9 protein-coding genes are annotated in these 13,362 nt (G+C 68.2%); 8 read left to right on the plus strand and 1 reads right to left on the minus strand.

Annotation, left to right across the window (positions count from 1 at the left end):
- Positions 1-37: 37 nt before the first annotated feature.
- The gene (locus tag JOD97_RS04550; protein ID WP_209713711.1) at positions 38-1,495 is read right to left on the minus strand and encodes a hypothetical protein; all 1,458 of its coding nucleotides are present in this window, start codon (positions 1,493-1,495) and stop codon (positions 38-40) included.
- Between the two features lie 392 nt (positions 1,496-1,887).
- Between JOD97_RS04550 and JOD97_RS04555 the strand changes: the two genes are divergently transcribed.
- From JOD97_RS04555 to JOD97_RS04590, 8 genes are all read left to right on the plus strand, one after another.
- Positions 1,888-4,668: a TonB-dependent receptor gene (locus JOD97_RS04555; protein ID WP_209713713.1), complete on the plus strand. Its 2,781-nt coding sequence runs from the start codon at positions 1,888-1,890 to the stop codon at positions 4,666-4,668.
- Between the two features lie 2 nt (positions 4,669-4,670).
- Positions 4,671-5,600 (plus strand): EamA family transporter, encoded by a 930-nt coding sequence (locus JOD97_RS04560; protein ID WP_229264180.1) that lies wholly within the window; start codon positions 4,671-4,673, stop codon positions 5,598-5,600.
- A gap of 15 nt (positions 5,601-5,615) precedes the next feature.
- On the plus strand, positions 5,616-6,917 hold the full coding sequence (locus JOD97_RS04565; protein ID WP_209713715.1) for a D-tagatose-bisphosphate aldolase, class II, non-catalytic subunit: 1,302 nt from the start codon (positions 5,616-5,618) through the stop codon (positions 6,915-6,917).
- Complete coding sequence (locus JOD97_RS04570) at positions 6,911-8,101, plus strand: SIS domain-containing protein (RefSeq protein ID WP_209713717.1); 1,191 nt, start codon at positions 6,911-6,913, stop codon at positions 8,099-8,101. The genes JOD97_RS04565 and JOD97_RS04570 overlap by 7 nt, the downstream gene beginning before the upstream one ends.
- Positions 8,085-9,059 (plus strand): N-acetylglucosamine kinase, encoded by a 975-nt coding sequence (locus tag JOD97_RS04575; protein WP_209713719.1) that lies wholly within the window; start codon positions 8,085-8,087, stop codon positions 9,057-9,059. The genes JOD97_RS04570 and JOD97_RS04575 overlap by 17 nt, the downstream gene beginning before the upstream one ends.
- A gap of 107 nt (positions 9,060-9,166) precedes the next feature.
- A complete protein-coding gene (locus JOD97_RS04580) occupies positions 9,167-10,267 on the plus strand; it encodes an amidohydrolase family protein (protein WP_209713721.1) in 1,101 nt (366 codons plus the stop codon).
- A 94-nt stretch (positions 10,268-10,361) separates the two neighbouring features.
- The gene (locus JOD97_RS04585; RefSeq protein WP_209713723.1) at positions 10,362-11,186 is read left to right on the plus strand and encodes a DeoR/GlpR family DNA-binding transcription regulator; all 825 of its coding nucleotides are present in this window, start codon (positions 10,362-10,364) and stop codon (positions 11,184-11,186) included.
- 63 nt (positions 11,187-11,249) lie between these two features.
- Complete coding sequence (locus JOD97_RS04590; RefSeq protein ID WP_209713725.1) at positions 11,250-13,334, plus strand: glycoside hydrolase family 36 protein; 2,085 nt, start codon at positions 11,250-11,252, stop codon at positions 13,332-13,334.
- Positions 13,335-13,362: the final 28 nt, after the last annotated feature.

Here is a 13,362-nt window from a genome sequence, read left to right on the forward strand (position 1 = left end):
GCCGTCGACGCGGCCACCGGTTTTCCGCCACCCCGCGTTATGGCGCGGTGCCGTACTCGTCGGCGCCCAGGTCGATCACGCCCTCCTTCCGCGCCTGGCCGTTGATGTCCAGCGTGCCGTTGACCGGAATCGCGCCCGACGGGAAGTAGGCCGTCCACAGCGGCGAGCTCCAGGTCGTCAGCGCGGTGCCGACGGCGCCGACATTGATCGCCGGCGAGGTGGCCTGGAGGTTCAGGTCGCCGTTCTGCGGCGCGACATAACGGGGGTCGGCGACGACGCGCGTGCCCGGCAAGCTGGTCGCGGCCGACGCGGCGCCCCACCACAGGTTGACGCCCCACACGTTGCCGCTGTGCCCGCTTCCCTCGACCACGTAGTCTTCCGCGATCGTGCCTTCGCCGTAGAAAATATTATTGGCGAAGCGCGAGTCGATCACCTTGTACTGGAACACCACCTCGGTGCCCCAGCCCTGGTTCTTGTAGAACGAGTTGTTGTTGACCTGGATGCGGCGCGCCTGGCCGGCGCCCGACGAATAGCCGCCCAGCGACAAGCCGGCTTCGCGGTTGTTGTACACGAAGTTGTTGGTCATCAAAATATCCTCGGTCGCCTTGCCGCTGTGCTCGCTGGCGAATTCGAAGCCGATGTCGTTGCCGGTGGAGATGTTGCGGTCGAAAATGATATTGCGACCGCCGTCCACGTAAAAGCCACCGGCCGACCCTTCGCCGCCATACCACGGATTGGTGGCGCTGGAATTGTTGCGCGCGATGTTGTTTCGCACCATGCCGTTGCGGACCCGGTCGTTCTCGCCGCAATTCTGGCACTCGCCCTCGTAGCCGATGAAATCGAAGCCGATGTTATTGTTGTCGTGCACATTGTTGTTGAGCACCTCGAAGCGGTCGACGTTGCCGTTGATGACCAGCGCCTCGCTGGCCTGCAGCACGTTCTTGTAGACCTCGTTACCCTGGACCAGCAGGTCGGTGACGCCGGTCGCGTTCGTGCCGAACACGGCCAGGCCATGGGCGCCGACCGCGCACGGGTCCTTGCAGGTGCTGGTGTTGCGGATGTCGTGGATCTTGTTGTTGACGATCTGCAGATGCGAGCCGTTGCCCTCGATCAGGATGCCGACCGGCGTATTGCTGCCGCTCGACGTCAGGCCGGCCACCTCGAACCCGTCGACCCGCACGTAATTCGAATTGTTGATCGTGATCAGGCCCTGGCGTCCCGACGGGCTGAGACCGCTGCCGCTGATGATCGCGCCCGCATCGCCCTTGAGCGTGATGAAGGCGTTGGCGTTGCCGGACTTGCCGGAAATAAGCACCTTCTGTGCGTAGGTGCCGGCCAGCACGCGCACGGTGTCGCCAGCGGCGGCCTTGTCCACCGCCTGCTGGATCGACTGGCCGGGAGCGACCGTGTACGTGGCGGCCAGCGCGGCGCCGAGGTGGGTGGACATCAGAAGGCCGGCGAGCACGCGCGCGGCCTTGGTTTTGACATAGTTCATAGGCAATTCTCCAGATGGCGGCTCCAACGGCGAGCCAGGTGAATGAAACCGTCGCGGCGGCATCAGGGGATGCCACCACGAAAAGCATAGTAATAAGCAAAGAAAGAAAACACAAGAAACTTTCGAAATACTTCGATTTAGTGCGATTGCTATTTTTCCTGCCGCTATCACGTAGGGCGGATTAGCGCAGCGTAATCCGCCAAGCGCCGTCGGCGACTCATGGCGGATTACGGCTGCGCCTAATCCGCCCTACGAAACCGGCCGATTCAGCGACAACGCCTCCTTCGCCGCGCCATCAAAAACAACAGTAAACGAAAGTTTTCGAAAGCTTCTTGTGTTTTCGCTTTCATTTTATTACCATCTATCCCAGACAACAAAAACGGGAGAACGGCATGGGTGAAACGATGGGAAAGGGATTCCGGCGCGGCCTGATGGCGGCGGCGGTGGAAATGGCGGTCTGCGGCATGGCACATGCCCAGACCCAGCAGGAGGCGGCGCCCGCGGCGGCCCAGCAGGAAGCGCCGTCGGTAGTGGTGGTGACCGGCGCGCGCGCCGCGCTGGCGCGGTCGCTGGAACTGAAACGCAACGCCGACGTGATCCAGGATTCGATCTCGGCGACGGAACTGGGCCGCTTCCCGGACGATAACGTGGCCGACTCGCTGACCCACATCTCCGGCATCTCGGTCTCGCGCACCCGCGGCGGCGAAGGCCAGTACATCAACGTGCGCGGCCTCGGTTCGGGCTACAACATCGTCACGTTAAACCAGCGCATCCTGGCCACCGACGGCGACGGCCGCGACTTCGCCTTCGACGTGCTGCCGTCGGAGGTGATCAGCGGCGCCGACGTCATGAAGTCGGCCGAGGCGGCGCAGATGGAAGGCAGCATCGGCGGCGCCGTCAACCTGCGCTCGGCGCGGCCGATGGACAATCCCGGCTACCACGCGTCGGTCCGTTTCGAGGGCGACCGCAACGACCTGTCGCGCAAGAATGGCGGCAAGCTCTCCGGCGTGATCAGCAACACCTTCAACAACAACACGATGGGCGTGATCGTCGGCGCCGTGCTCTCCAAGCGCAACGTGCGCACCGATTCGCTGGGCTACCAGACCTTCAACGCCGACTCGCCCGGCAGCTTCGACGCCAACGGCGACGGCACCATCGGCGCCGGCGAAAGCAAGCTGCTGGCGCCGTGCTGCATCTCGTTCGGCTCCGTCTTCGAGGAAAAGAAGCGCAGCGCGCTGTCCGGCGCGTTCGAATGGAAGGTCACGCCGCAGTTGCGCATGACGGTCGACGCGCTGGCCACCCGGCTCGATTCGCCCCAGGTGGGCTACCAGCAGTCGTACTACATCGAGCACGCGCCGGGCCGCTGGTCGGACGTGGTGATCAAGGACCGCCTGATCACCAGCATGACGGTGCGCGACCTGGTGCCCGAAATGAGCAACGTGACCATCGACCGCGTGGTCGACACCCGCCAGCTCGGCTGGCACGCCGACTGGAAGCCCAGCCCCGCGCTCAAGCTCACCGGCGACCTGTATCGCTCGACCTCGCAGCGCGATTCCGGCGGCAAGGACAGCTTCGTCGTCGCCGGCATCGCCGGCCGCAACACCGGCTACTACCGCGCCAACAACGGCGCCCTGCCCGATATCCGCGTCACCCTGGAGGACGGGCGCGACCTGGCCACCGAACTGGCGGCCGGCCGCCTTGGCAACAAGGACTACGGCCTGCATTTCGCCGGCCTGACCGGCACCGACATCAAGGACACCGTCGACGGCGCCACGCTCGACGGCCGCCTGTCGCTGGGCGGCGCCTGGCACGTCGACGCGTTGCGCTTCGGCGTCAGCGCCACCAACCGCAAGAAGGACCGCAACGCCATCGGCAACGAGAAAAGCGGCGGCGCCTGCCAGTACTGCAATATGTACTCGACCACCTTCTCGTCGCTGGGCGCCGACGTGGTCCATCCGATGACGCTGCCGAACTACATGCGCAACGCCGGCGGCGCCTTCCCGGGCAGCTTCGTGCGCTTCGACGTGCCGGCCTACTTCGCCGCGCTTAAAAGCCTGGACGGCAAACCGGTCCTCGACGACAGCGGCAACCCGACCGGCGAGACCTTCGACGTCAGCAAGTCGCAGCCGGTGTTCGTGCCGACCGACTCCTACTCGGTGCGCGAGAAAACCGCCACCTTGCACGGCCAGTTCGAGCTGGCGGGCGAAAACTGGAACGGCAACATCGGTGCGCGCCTGGTGCGCACCAGGACCACCTCGCGCAGCGCGATCGACCAGATCGTCGCGATCGACGACGCCACGCCGGACATCCCGACCAGCAGCCCGCTCGTGACCTATAGCCCGGCCGTGCCGGTATCGCAGGACGGCAGCTACACCAAGCTGCTGCCGTCGGCCAACTTGAGCTGGTGGGCGCGCGACGACTTCGTGGTGCGCGGCGCGCTGGCCAAGGTCATGGCCCGGCCGTCGCTCGACAAGCTGGCGCCGACCCGTACCGACAATACCCTCGACCGCAGCTACATCCTCAACATCGTCGGCGATCCGAACCTCAAACCGACCGAGGCGGTGCAGCAGGACCTGTCGGTGGAATGGTATTACCGGCCCAAATCGGCGATCACGGCGGCCGTCTTCGCCAAGCAGATCAAAAACTTCGTCACCTACCAGACCGACGAACACGTCGACATCGGCGTGCCCGGCTACCTGTACACGGTGACCCACCCGGTCAACGGCGACAAGGCCCGCGTGCGCGGCATGGAGATCGGCGTCCAGCACCTGTTCGACAACGGCTTCGGCATCAACGCCAAATTCGCCAAGACCTGGACCAAGGCCTACCAGGGCGGCGAATACGTCGGCCAGCTCGAAGGCGTGGCACCGACCGCGTCGTCGATCGGCTTCCTGTACGAACGCGGCGGCGTCAACGCCTCCATCTCGTTCGACTACACCGGCCAGTACACGCAAAGCACCAACGTGCTGGCCGGCTTCCCCAACAAGGTCGATTCGCTGACGTGGGTCACCGCCTCGGCGTCGTGGGACATCACGCCGCGCGTCACGCTGTTCGTGGAGGGCAAAAACCTCGGCGACGCCGTCATGCGTTCGAACCTGGGCCGCGCGGACGCGCAATACGGCTTCGAGACCTGGGGCCGCACCTACGCGGCCGGCATGAGCGTGAAGTTCTGACCATGACCTCCTCGATAACGATGACGACGGCGGGCGGCGCGCGCCCCGCCGGCTGGCTGGGCTACGCGCTGGCCACCACGCTGCTGTGGGGCGTGTGGGGCGCGTTCGCGGGCCTGCCCGCGCAGCGCGGCTTTCCCGAAACGCTGATCTATGTGGTGTGGGCGCTGACGATGGTGCCGCCGGCGCTGCTGGTGCTGGCGCGGGCCGGCTGGCGCGTGCGGCGCGACGGCCGCGCCGTGTTCTACGGCCTGACCATCGGCCTGCTGGGCGCCGGCGGGCAGATGATCCTGTTCTACGCCGTCAAGGCCGGGCCGACCTACCTGATCTTCCCGCTGATTTCGCTGTCGCCGGTGATCACGATCGCGCTGTCCTACCTGTTCCTGCGCGAGCGCACCGGCCGCCTTGGCGTGGCCGGCATCGTGCTGGCGGTGTGCGCGCTGCCGCTGTTCGACTACACGCCGGGCGGCGCGCCGCAGCAGTATGGCCTGTGGTTCGTGCTGGCCGTCGGCGTGCTGGTCGCCTGGGGCCTGCAGGCCTATTTCATCAAGCTGGCCAACGCCAGCATGGACGCGCAGAGCATCTTCTTTTACATGACCGCCAGCGCGCTGCTGTTCATCCCGGTGGCGCTGGCCATGACCGACTTCTCGCAGCCGATCAACTACGGCGCGGACGGGCCGCTGCTGGCCGCCGCCACGCAAGTCCTCAACGCGGTCGGCGCCCTGGCGCTGGTGTACGCCTTCCGCTACGGTAAGGCGCTGGTGGTCTCGCCGCTGGTCAACGCCGGCGCACCGCTGCTGACCACCGTCATCGCCATGGCGCTGGCGGCCACGCTACCGAGCGGCTACAAGCTGGCCGGCATCGGGTTGTCGCTGGCCGCCGCGCTGTGCCTCGCGCTGCAGCCGGAAGACGCGCCCCCACCTGAACCAACGTAATCCAAGGAACACGATATGCGATATCTACTCAATCTGGTGCGGCGCCAAAAGGCCGGCGAAGCGGCCGGCATCTATTCGGTGTGCTCTGCCCACCCGCTGGTCATCGAGGCGGCGATGGAAGTGGCGCTCGCCGCCGGCCAGCCGGTGCTGATCGAGGCCACCTCGAACCAGGTCAACCAGGATGGCGGCTACACCGGCATGACGCCGTCCGCTTTCCGCGATTTCGTGCACGGCATCGCCGACCGCGCCGGCCTGCCGCGCGAACGCGTGCTGCTCGGCGGCGACCATCTGGGCCCCAACGCCTGGCAGGACCGGCCCGCCGACGACGCCATGGCGCGCGCGGAGGTGCTGATCGAACAGTACGTGCTGGCCGGCTTCCGCAAGATCCACCTGGACTGCTCGATGTCGTGCGCCGGCGATCCGGTTCCGCTGCCCGACGCCATCGTCGCCCGGCGCGCCGCGCGCCTGTGCGCCGTCGCCGAAAACGCGTGGAACAGTGCCGGCGGCGAGGCCCCGGTCTATATTGTTGGCACCGAGGTGCCGGTGCCCGGCGGCGCCCACGAGGATCTCGAGGCGCTTGCGGTGACGACGCCGCAGGCTGCCGCCACCACCAGCGCGGTGCACCGCGCCGCCTTCGCCGAAGCCGGCCTGCAGGCCGCGTGGCCGCGTGTGATCGGCCTGGTGGTGCAGCCCGGCGTCGAGTTCGACCACCACAAGGTGATCGACTACCGCCCGGAACAGGCGAGCGCGCTGAGCCGCTTCATCGAGAGCGAGCCGACGCTGGTCTACGAGGCCCACTCCACCGACTATCAGGTCCGCGACAGCCTGGCCGCGCTGGTGCGCGACCATTTCGCCATCCTCAAGGTCGGTCCCGGCCTGACCTTCGCGCTGCGCGAGACGCTGTGGGCGCTGGCCGACATCGAGGAGGAGATGCTCGACGGCCGGCCGGGCTCCGATTTCAAGAACGTGGTGCTGGAGACCATGCGCGCCGAACCGGGCTACTGGCTCAAATACTACGGCGACCCGGTGCGCGCCCGCTTCGACCAGCAGTTCAGCCTGAGCGACCGGATTCGCTACTACTGGCCGCATCCGGCGATCCAGCGCGCGCAAAGCCTGATGCTCGACTACCTCGAACGCCACGCGCCGCCGCTCACGCTACTGAGCCAGTACCTGCCGGCCCAATACGAGGCGGTGCGCGAAGGCCGCCTGCGCAACCGGCCGGCCGATTTACTCAAAGAGGGCGTGGCCAGGGTGCTGCGCCAGTATATGGACGCCTGCACGACGGGCGCCGCAACAAGGGAGTTGGAAACATGTTAGTAGTGGATAAGAGCCGGACCATCCTCGGCCTCGGCGAAGAACAATTGGACACGGCCGGCGCCGGCCTGACCGCGCGCGAAGTCGCGCAGCAAGGGGACGTGTGGCCGCTGATCGCCGACTTGCTGGCAAGCCGGCGCGCCGACGTCGACGCCTTCCTCGGCCCGTTGCTGGCGCGGCCGGACCTGCGCATCGTGCTGACCGGCGCCGGCACGTCGGCCTTCATCGGCGAATGCCTGGCCCCCGCCCTGCTGCGCCGGGGCTTGCGCGCCGAGGCCGTGCCGACCACCGACCTGGTGTCCGGTCCCGGGCTGTTCCTGCAGCCGGCCGTGCCCACGCTGCTGGTGTCGTTCGGCCGCTCCGGCAGCAGCCCGGAAAGCGTGGCGGCGGTGGCGCTGGCCGACCAGTTGGTCGCCGACGTGCACCACCTGGTCATCACCTGCAACGCCGACGGCGAACTGTATCGCATGGCGCAGGGCCGCGCCAACGCGCTGGCGCTGCTGCTGCCGGACGCCACGCACGACCGGGGCTTCGCGATGACCACCAGCTTCACGTCGATGCTGCTGTCGGCCGCGCTGGCGTTCGGCGCGGTCGACGGCGACGCGGTGGCGGCGCCGTCGAGCGCCGCGCCACGACTGCAACTTGCCGCGCTGCCGCTGCTGCAAGCGCTGGTCGAACAGCGCTTTAGCCGCGTCGTCTACCTCGGCAGCAACGAGCTGCGCGGGCTGGCGCGCGAGGCCGCCCTCAAGCTGCTGGAGCTGACCGACGGCCAGACGGTGGCGCTGTTCGATTCGCCGCTCGGCTTCCGCCACGGCCCAAAGACCATCGTCGACGGCGGCACGCTGGTGGTGGTCATGCTGTCGAACGACGCGCACGCGCGGCGCTACGACCTCGATCTGCTGCGCGAGCTGCGCAACGACGGCCGCGCCGGCCGCGTGCTGGCCCTGAGCGGCATTCCCGAACCCGGGCTGGGCGCCGATTGCGTGGCGCTCGACGGCATGGGCGGCGCCGGCGATCTGGCGCTGGCGCTACCGTATATCGTATTCTGCCAATGCTACGCGCTGCTGCAGTCGCTGGCGCTGGGCCTGCGGCCGGACACGCCCAGCGTCTCCGGCACCGTCAACCGCGTGGTGCGCGGCGTGACGATCTATCCATATCAAGGGGAAAACGATGTTTCTGGGCGTTGACGGCGGCGGCACCAAGACCGCGTTCGCACTGGTCGACGCGGACGGCAACGTGCGCGCGCGGCACGAGGAAGGCAGCGCCTACTATCTGGAAGTGGGCATGGACGGCGCCGCCGCGATGCTGCAACGCGGCTGCCGCGCGCTGTTCGCCGCCGCCGGCGTCGGCCCGAACGACATCGCGCAGGCGTTTTTCGGCTTGCCGGCCTACGGCGAGGACCGCGACGTGCAGCCCGCGCTGGACGCGCTGCCGGGCGCGATCCTCGGCCACGGCCGCTACCAGTGCGGCAACGACATGGTGTGCAGCTGGGCCGGTTCGCTGGCCTGCGCCGACGGCATCAGCGTCATCGCCGGCACCGGCTCGATGGCGTATGGCGAATATGGCGGCAAGCGGGCGCGCGCCGGCGGCTGGGGGGAGTTGTTCAGCGACGAGGGCTCGGCCCACTGGATCGCCCGCGCCGGACTGGCGCTGTTCTCGCGCATGAGCGACGGCCGCGCGCCGCGCGGCGCGTTGTATGAGCTGGTGCGCCGGCGCCTTGCGCTGCGGGAGGACCTGGATCTGTGCGGCGTGGTCTACGGCCAGATGAAAGGCGAACGCAGCGCCGTCGCGCGGCTGGCCGGCCTGGTGACCGAGGCGGCCGCGCTGGGCGACCGCCAGGCGGTGGCGATCGTCGATCAGGCGGCGGCCGAACTGGTCGGCATGGTCGACGCCGTGCGCGACGCGTTGGGGGTGGATGACGGCGCCAAAGTCGCGGTGTCGTTCACCGGTGGCCTGGTCGGCGCCGAGGGGCCGTTGCGCGCGCCGCTGATCGAGGCGCTGGCGGGGTACCGGGTGGCGCCGCCGCGTTTCGCGCCGGTGCTGGGGGCGGCGCTGTACGCAGCCCGCAGCGCCGGCACGCCGCTGAGCGCGGACGCGCTGCGGCAGTTGACCGTAGCGGATCGCGTTCCACGTGGGGCGGATTAGCGCAGCGTAATCGGCCATGTACGAGCCGCCGACGGCGCATGCATGGCCGATTACGGCGTTCCGCCTAATCCGCCCTACGTGGATCCACAATAATCGAAGGAATCAGAATGCGTCTTACCCTTATCTGTTTCATGCTGGCCGCCCTGCCGGCGCGGGCCGCCACCGATACCTACACGATGGCCGATTTCGACAAGGTGCCGAAGATCGACGCCCACCTGCACCTGCACGGCGACAGCCAGGACGCCTACCTCGCCCAGGCACGCAAGGACAATTTCCGCGCGCTGACCATCAATGTCGACTACGGCGACTTTCCGCCGCCGGCGCGTCAGCGCGTGGTCGCCAGCAAACTGGCGCGCGCCCATCCCGGGGAAGTCGCCTGGGCCGCCACCTTCTCGACCAAAAACTTCGAGCGCGCCGGCTGGACCCAAGCCACCTTGAAAGACCTCGACACCGCGCTGGCCGATGGCGCCGTCGGCGTCAAGGTCTGGAAAAACATCGGCATGGAGCTGCGCGACGCCAGCGGCAAACTGGTGATGATCGACGACCCGCGCCTGTCGCCGCTGTTCGACGGCCTGGCGAAACGGGGCGTGATGGTGCTGGGCCACCAGGGCGAGCCGCACAACTGCTGGCTGCCGCTCGAACAGATGACCGTCAACAGCGACCGCGAATACTTCAAGGCCCATCCGGCCTACCACATGTACCGCCACCCGGAAATGCCCGGCTACGAGCGGCAGATGGCGGCGCGCGACCACCTGCTGGCCAAACATCCAACGCTGCGCTTCACCGGCGTGCACCTGGCGTCGCTCGAATGGAACATCGACCGCCTGGCGCGCTTCCTCGATGCCCATCCCACCGTCAACGTCGACGTCGCGGCGCGCATCGGCCAGCTGCAATACCAGTCGCAACGCGATCCGCAAGGCGTGCGGGCGTTTTTTGTGAAGTACCAGGACCGCCTGATGTACGGCTCCGACCTCGCCCAGTCGGCCGCCCAGCCGGACGCCGACTTCGCGAAAGACCTCGATACCGTCTGGCGGCGCGACTGGCGTTACTTCGCCACCGGCGACAGCCAGTCGGTGCCGGAACTGGATACGCCGGTGACGGGCCTGGCGCTGCCGCGCCGCGTAGTCGACAGGCTGTTCCGCGAGAACGCCGAAAAAACCTTCCCGACCGCGTGGAAAGCCGCGCCGGAAAAGGCCGTGCGGCGCTAGGCCGAGCGGACCGCCGAACTTTCGTTTCTTTTCGCGCCGGGCGTCCTGTATCATCGGGGTCACTCTGAATTGGCGCGAAATGGAAAGATCGGCAATGAAAAAAAACCATAACACGGAAACGAAAGCCGTAACGAAGGAAACGCCGGACAGCGACATGCTGGTCGAGGAACGGCGCCGCCGCATCCGCGAGCTGGTCGGCGAGCGCGGCCGGATCACGGTGGCCGAGCTGGTGGCGATGTTCGACATCTCGCAGGTCACCGTGCGCAGCGACCTCAACGCGCTGGCCGAGATCGGCGCGGTGGTCCGTACGCGCGGCGGCGCGCTGGCCCAGCGCGCCGACGAGGACCTGCCGATCGGCGTGAAGCAGACGCTGCGCCGCGCCGAGAAGGTCCGCATCGCCGAGGCGGCCGTGCGGCTGATCGGCGAAGGCCAGACCATCGTGCTCGACTCGGGCACCACGACGGCCGAGATCGCCAAGCAGATACGCGGCCTGAAGCTGCAGTCGGTCAACGTCATCACCAACGCGCTCAACATCGCGGTGCTGCTGGCCGGCGCGCCGCACGTGACGTTGATCATGCTGGGCGGCGTGCTCAGGCCCAGCTCGTATTCGCTGGGCGGACCGCAGGCCGAGGCGGCGTTGCAGGGGCTGCACGCGGACATCCTGTTCCTCGGCTTCGACGGCCTGGACCCGGAGATCGGCGTGATGACGCCGCACCTGCTCGAGGCGCGCCTGAACTCGCGCATGCTGGAGATCGCGCGCAGCGTGGTCGCGGTGGGCGACTCGTCCAAGCTTGGACGGCGCAGCCTGTCCGTGATCGCCAGGATCGAACAAGTCGACCGCATCATCACCGACGCCGGCGCGGCGCCGGAGACGGTCGAAGCGCTGCGGGCACGCGGCGCGCAAGTCACGCTGGTGTAGGGAGCGGCAGCGGCCGCGCCCGCGCCGGCCGTGGTCCACCTACACTGACAGACGAGGAAATGTATGAAGCAAGCGCATGACAAACGACGCCGCACCCTGCTCGGATGGCTGGCCGGCACGGCCGTGGCATCGACCGCCTCGCCGGCGTGGGCGGCCGCCGGCGGCAACCACATCGCCCGCGTCGGCGACGCCGCCATGGCGCTGGAATTCGACGGCCAGCTGCGCTGCCGGGTGCTGTCGAAGCACGCGCCCCGCCCCGGCGCCGTCACCGGCTTCGCCCCGAGCGAAAGGCTGCGCCTGAAGGACGGGCGCTGGATCGAGCGTTTCGCGCTGACGGCGCAGGCGGCCGACCGGGTCGACGGTCCGCACGGCTCCGGCGTGCGCCACCGCTTCACCGGCGTGTCCGCCGAGGGCGTCGAAAAGACCGTCGCCGTGACCTTCCACGAGCGCCACCCCGGCTTCGCCATCGTGCGCATCGCCTACCGCAATACGGGCGCCGCACCGCTCGCCGTCACCGCGTGGGCCAACAGCGGCCACACCCTGCGGCCGGCGGCCGGCCGCAAGCCGGAATTCTGGACCTTCTCCGGCGCCAGCCACCTGGACCGGCGCGACTGGGTGCAGCCGGTGAAGGCCGGCTTCGACCAGCGCAACTTCATGGGCATGAACGCGTCCGACTACGGCGGCGGCACGCCGGCGGCCGACGTCTGGCAGCGCGACTGCGGCCTGGCCGTCGGCCACATCGACACCGTGCCGCGGCTGGTCGCGCTGCCGGTGCGCGCGGTCAAGGGCGGCGCGGCGATCGGCGTCGAATACGAGCTGGAGGCCACGCTGGCGCCGGGCGAATCGCTCGCCACCCTCGACACCTTCCTGGCGCTGCACACGGGCGACTACTTCGCCGCGCTGGATCGCTACCGCCAGGTGATGGCCGAACGCGGCATCCGCTCGCCCGACACGCCCGCCGAATGCTACGAGCCGATCTGGTGCGCCTGGGGCTACGAGCGCGACTTCACCATCCCGCTGATGGTCGGCACGCTGCAAAAAGCCAAGGAACTGGGCCTCGAATGGGCGGTGCTCGACGACGGCTGGCAAACCAACGAGGGCGACTGGAAGCTCGACCGCAAGAAGTTCCCGGCCGGCGAGGCGGACATGCGCGGCCTGGTGGGCGCGATCAAGGACGCCGGCCTCAAGCCGCGGCTGTGGATCACGCCGCTGGCGGTCGATCCCGGCTCGGACCTGCTGCACGACCACACCGACATGCTGTTGCTGGACAAGGACGGCGCGCCGCAGCTGGTGACGTGGTGGAACAGCCTGTATCTGTGCCCGGCCTACCAGCCGACCATCGACATGACCCGCGACCTGGTGCGCAAGATCCTCGGCGAATGGGGCTACCAGGGCCTCAAGCTCGACGGCCAGCACCTGAACGGCGTGGCGCCCTGCCACAACCCGGCGCACAAGCACGCGCGGCCGGAGGAATCGTTCGAGAAGCTGCAGGACTTCTGGAAGATGGTGTACGACACCGCGCGCGAGGTCAACCCGAATGCCGTCGTCGAGCTGTGCCCGTGCGGCACCTCGTACGCCTTCCACAACATGCCGTACATGAACCAGGCGCCGGCCGCCGATCCGCTGTCGTCGTGGCAGGTGCGGCACAAGGGCAAGACGCTGAAGGCGCTGATGGGACCGTCCGCGCCGTACGCCGGCGACCACGTCGAGCTGAGCGACGGCGGCGAGGACTTCGCCTCCACCGTCGGCATCGGCGCCGTGCTGTCGACCAAGTTCACCTGGCCGGTCGATCCCAAGCCCAAGGACAGCTTCCTGCTGACGCCGGCGCGCGAGGACAAATGGCGCAAGTGGATCGGCATCTATCGCGACAAGATGCTGCCGAAGGGCCTGTATCGGGGCGAGCTATACGATATCGGCTTCGACCGGCCGGAGGGCCACGCGGTCGAAAAGGATGGCAGCATGTATTTCGCCTTCTTCGCGCCGCGCTGGGACGGGCCGGTGGAGCTGCGCGGCCTCGGCCCCGGACGCTGGCGCCTGCGCGACTACGTCGACGGCCGCGAGCTGGGCGAGCTGCGCGCGGCGGCCGGCACGGCGACGGTGGCGCTGCGCTTCGAGCACGCGTTGCTGCTGGAGGCGGCGCGGGTGTGAGCACCGCCGCCAGCGGCAGCGCTGTTGC

Source organism: Duganella sp. 1411, assembly GCF_017833525.1.
Lineage (GTDB): Bacteria > Pseudomonadota > Gammaproteobacteria > Burkholderiales > Burkholderiaceae_D > Rugamonas.

Excerpts from the sequence above, each read along its gene's own strand:
- JOD97_RS04550 (WP_209713711.1), bottom strand. The coding sequence starts at position 1,495 with ATGAACTATGTCAAAACCAAGGCCGCGCGCGTGCTCGCCGGCCTTCTG.
- JOD97_RS04555 (WP_209713713.1), top strand. The coding sequence starts at position 1,888 with ATGGGTGAAACGATGGGAAAGGGATTCCGGCGCGGCCTGATGGCGGCG.
- JOD97_RS04560 (WP_229264180.1), top strand. The coding sequence starts at position 4,671 with ATGACCTCCTCGATAACGATGACGACGGCGGGCGGCGCGCGCCCCGCC.
- JOD97_RS04565 (WP_209713715.1), top strand. The coding sequence starts at position 5,616 with ATGCGATATCTACTCAATCTGGTGCGGCGCCAAAAGGCCGGCGAAGCG.
- JOD97_RS04570 (WP_209713717.1), top strand. The coding sequence starts at position 6,911 with ATGTTAGTAGTGGATAAGAGCCGGACCATCCTCGGCCTCGGCGAAGAA.
- JOD97_RS04575 (WP_209713719.1), top strand. The coding sequence starts at position 8,085 with ATGTTTCTGGGCGTTGACGGCGGCGGCACCAAGACCGCGTTCGCACTG.
- JOD97_RS04580 (WP_209713721.1), top strand. The coding sequence starts at position 9,167 with ATGCGTCTTACCCTTATCTGTTTCATGCTGGCCGCCCTGCCGGCGCGG.
- JOD97_RS04585 (WP_209713723.1), top strand. The coding sequence starts at position 10,362 with ATGAAAAAAAACCATAACACGGAAACGAAAGCCGTAACGAAGGAAACG.
- JOD97_RS04590 (WP_209713725.1), top strand. The coding sequence starts at position 11,250 with ATGAAGCAAGCGCATGACAAACGACGCCGCACCCTGCTCGGATGGCTG.